The organism is Pseudoxanthomonas sp. CCNWLY206-1, assembly GCF_039710385.1.
Lineage (GTDB): Bacteria > Pseudomonadota > Gammaproteobacteria > Xanthomonadales > Xanthomonadaceae > Pseudoxanthomonas_A.
In genome coordinates this window covers 1-3,941 of the sequence record NZ_JBDKXI010000014.1, presented here as the reverse complement: position 1 = coordinate 3,941, position 3,941 = coordinate 1, and the positions used below count along the sequence as shown (strand labels likewise).

Genomic DNA, 3,941 nt, shown 5'->3' with positions numbered 1-3,941 from the left:
TTTGACCAAAAAAGTGTTACCCATGTCCCCGCACACCCGTTACCCAGGTCTCCGGTCCGTACACACGAGCAAAGAAAAGTGACGCCCGCGGCAGGCGCGTAGATCGTCCGTTCCGATGAATCGTCCGCGCCAGCGCCGAGAAGCAAGAGGCAAGAGAAGAACTAACGACCAAACACCTAAGCCTCCAACAACCGCGCCCCCGGCCCCTCCTCCCCCAACTCATCCAACGGATTCCGCAACGGACAAACCTTCAACGACAAACAACCACACCCAATACAACTATCCATGTGATCGCGCAGACGGGTCAGGCTAGCGATCCGTTCGTCCAGGTCCGCACGCCATCGTGAAGACAAGCGTTTCCAGTCCGCTGCCGTTGGCGTGCGTCCTTCCGGTAGGGACGACAACGCCTTGTGGATTTCCGCCAGAGGAATCCCGGTGCGCTGGGCCACCTTGATCACCGCCACGCGCCGCAGCACCTCACGCGGATAACGGCGTTGGTTGCCGGCATTGCGCCAGCTGCGTATCAGGCCCTTGGCTTCGTAGAAATGCAGTGTGGACACCGCTACGCCGGCGCGCTTGGCCACCTCGCCTACTGTCAGTTCCATCTCCACCTTCGCATGCGCCTGTTTGCTCGCCGCCATTACGCTGACCTCCGCTTGACCTCAATATTAGTTGAGGTTTTAACCTGCGTGGCAATGATTGGCAACCGATGACCTCCATGCTTCCCAAGCTCCACCTCGCCCTGATCTATGGCAGCACCCGCGAAGGCAGGTTCTGCGACACCGTCGCCAACTGGATCCGGACCCGGATCGACCACCGCAAGGAGTACGAAGTCGACAGCATCGATCCCGCTTTGCTCGATCTACCCGTGCGCCATGGCGGCGCTCCCAGTCCCGACCTGGTCAACCTGCAGCAACGCATCTGGCGCGCCGATGCTTTCGTGGTGGTGGTGCCGGAGTACAATTACGGCTATCCCGCTGCGTTGAAGCACTTGATTGATTTGGTGCACAAGCATTGGCAGGCCAAACCTGTCGCCTTTGTGTCTTACGGCGGCATGAGCGGTGGTTCGCGGGCGGTGGAACAGCTGCGGCAAGTATTCGCCGGCCTGCACGCGGTGACGGTGCGGAATGCGGTGAGCTTTCCGATGGCATGGAACCGTTTCGACCCGCAGGGGCAGCCGCAGAACGCGGATGCCTGTGCTGCGGCCGCAACCATCATGCTGGACCAGTTGGCCTGGTTGGGACATGCATTGAGACAGGCACGTGCGGCATGGCCGTATCCGGCTGACTGAAGCGACACGCATTCAAGTAGCAGCCGAAAGCGCAAGACCCATAAAAACGAAGGGATCATCGTTTTCACGCATCCGGCACGACGCGTAACGCGATACCCCCAATATCCTTTCCCCCAGGGCGCGATTCACGCGCCACATCATCAGGTTCATACATGTTCCGATTCTTCGAACAACGGATCGATCCCTATCCCAAGGGAGAGCCCACTACCCCACCCCGGGGATTGATCCCCTTTCTGCTGCATTATTCGCGCCCGCTGCTGCCTTGGCTGGTTCTGATGTCGGTGCTGACGGCCTCCATCTCGGTGTTGGAGATCGTGCTTTTCGATTTCATGGGCCAACTGGTCGACTGGCTGGGCAAAGCGGACCGCGCGGACTTCATGGCCACCCATGGCGGTCAGCTGCTTGGCATGGCCGTGCTGGTGGTGCTGCTCTACCCACTGCTGGTGCTGCTGCAGTCGCTGATCATCCACCAGACCATCTTCGGCAACTATCCGATGATCGCGCGCTGGCTTTCGCATCGCTATCTGTTGCGGCAAAGCGTGTCGTTCTTCCAGGACGAGTTCGCCGGACGCATCTCGCAGAAAGTCATGCAGACCGCCCTGTCACTGCGCGAGACGGTAATGAAGCTGATGGACGTGTTCGTCTACGTCATCGTCTACTTCGTTGGGACCGTGGTACTGGTCGGCCGCGCCGACGTATGGCTGACGCTGCCATTGGCGGCATGGCTGGTGGGCTATCTGTTGATCCTGTTCTATTTCGTTCCGCGCCTGCAACGCGTTTCGATGGCGCAGTCCGATGCTCGCGCGCAGATGACCGGCCGCATCGTCGATAGCTACACCAATATCCAGACCATCAAACTGTTCGCCCACACCATGCGCGAGCAGGACTATGCACGCGGGGCGATGGATGATTTCATGCAGACCGTGCATGGTCAGATGCGCCTGGTGACCCAACTGACCGTCAGCCTGCACAGCCTGAATGCGCTGCTGTTGGCCGGCGTGGCCGGCGTCGCGATCTGGGCGTGGCTGCAATCGTCCATCACGCTGGGAGCGATCGCCGTGGCCATCGCGCTATCGATGCGCATCCGCTCGATGTCCGACTGGATACTGTGGGAAGTCGCCGGCCTGTTCGAGAACATCGGCACCGTGCAGGACGGCATCGGCACCCTCGCCCAGCCGCTGGCCATTGCCGATGCACCCGAGGCGAAGGAACTGACGGTACAGCGCGGCGAGATCCGCTTCGAGCACCTGCATTTCCATTACGGCCGGAAGGCACGTGTCATCGAGGACCTGACCCTGACGATCAGGCCCGGCGAGAAAGTCGGCATCGTGGGCCGCTCCGGCGCAGGCAAGTCCACGCTGGTGAATCTGCTGCTGCGTTTCTACGATCCGGAGGCTGGCCGCATCCTGATCGATGGGCAGGACATCTCCAAGGTCACCCAGGAATCGCTGCGCCGGAACATTGGCATGGTGACGCAAGATACTTCACTGCTGCATCGCTCGATCCGCGACAACATCCGCTACGGCCGCCCGGATGCGGACGACGCCGAGATCGTGCAAGCCGCACAGCGCGCGCACGCGGATGAGTTCATCAACATGCTGACGGACGCCAAGGGCCGCGTCGGCTACGACACACAGGTAGGCGAACGCGGGGTGAAGCTGTCCGGCGGCCAACGCCAGCGCATCGCCATCGCCCGCGTGTTGCTGAAGGATGCACCGATCCTGGTGCTGGATGAAGCGACCTCGGCATTGGACTCGGAAGTGGAATCCGCCATCCAGGAGCAGCTGTACAGCCTGATGGAAGGCAAGACGGTCATCGCCATCGCGCATCGGTTGTCCACCATCGCGGTACTGGATCGGTTGGTGGTGATGGATGAGGGCCGGATCATCGAAACCGGCAGCCATGAGGAGTTGTTGCAGCAGGATGGTCTGTATGCAGCGTTGTGGCGGCGGCAGTCGGGTGGATTTATCGGGGTGGATTTGGAGCAGGTTGAGGTGTAGCAGTTTGCTATAGACCGATAGCACCGAGTCGTAGCGTGCGTTAGACGCGCGACTTGGAGAACTGGATGGTTCGGATACTTTGATCCTCTCTCCCTGGCGCTGTAGCGGATAACCCATGGGGAGTGATGGTTTCCGCGCCTGCAGCGGGCGTCACTTTGACCAGCCATTCGGCTGTTGAAAAGCGCTTCTTGTGTGGCCAAGAAAAGTAACCAAAAGAAGGCCACCCCTGGCAGCGCGCCCCTTCGGGGTACGTGTCGCCGGTGGGAATTTTCGGCGGGCACTTGCTCGCTTCGCTCCCAAGACCGGGGCGCACGCCTCTGGCGCTTGCCCGTTCGCCGGGGCAAAGCAGTGCTTTGCCTTAATCCGGCTCACCCATGTGCCCGTCGAAAACGCCGCGCGTCGTGCGCGGCGCCCCAAGGGGTTGTACCCACCGGCGCCACCGAGCCTTAAAAGGGACTCCAAAAGCTAAGGGCAACAGCGAGAGCAAGAGCGAAAAGCAAGGCACCTGCTTGGTGTTGGCGCTGGTGTTGGTGCTGTGGCTTTCGCTGTGGCTCGGCTTTGGCTTCAGCTGTGGCTTTTGATCTTCGGGGCCCCGTTTAGGCGCGGCAAGCGGGACGGGTAAAACCCCGCAGGGGCGGCGCACAGGATGT

General features: G+C 60.9%; 3 protein-coding genes. 2 read left to right on the top strand and 1 reads right to left on the bottom strand.

All coding sequences use genetic code 11. The features are described 5' to 3' along the window. Window positions 1–176: 176 nt before the first annotated feature. Window positions 177–641 (bottom strand): redox-sensitive transcriptional activator SoxR, encoded by a 465-nt coding sequence (gene soxR, locus AADW18_RS19530; protein WP_337345082.1) that lies wholly within the window; start codon window positions 639–641, stop codon window positions 177–179. 77 nt (window positions 642–718) lie between these two features. Between soxR and AADW18_RS19525 the strand changes: the two genes are divergently transcribed. Together AADW18_RS19525 and AADW18_RS19520 are read left to right on the top strand one after the other, a co-directional pair. Next, window positions 719–1,291, top strand: coding sequence for an NAD(P)H-dependent oxidoreductase (locus AADW18_RS19525; protein WP_337345081.1), 573 nt, complete (start codon window positions 719–721; stop codon window positions 1,289–1,291). Window positions 1,292–1,443: 152 nt separating this feature from the next. Beyond that, complete coding sequence (locus tag AADW18_RS19520; protein WP_337345080.1) at window positions 1,444–3,291, top strand: ABC transporter ATP-binding protein; 1,848 nt, start codon at window positions 1,444–1,446, stop codon at window positions 3,289–3,291. Window positions 3,292–3,941: the final 650 nt, after the last annotated feature.

Bases quoted from the DNA above. Each gene is read 5' to 3' on its own strand.
- soxR (WP_337345082.1), bottom strand. From the start codon at position 641: ATGGCGGCGAGCAAACAGGCGCATGCGAAGGTGGAGATGGAACTGACA.
- AADW18_RS19525 (WP_337345081.1), top strand. From the start codon at position 719: ATGCTTCCCAAGCTCCACCTCGCCCTGATCTATGGCAGCACCCGCGAA.
- AADW18_RS19520 (WP_337345080.1), top strand. From the start codon at position 1,444: ATGTTCCGATTCTTCGAACAACGGATCGATCCCTATCCCAAGGGAGAG.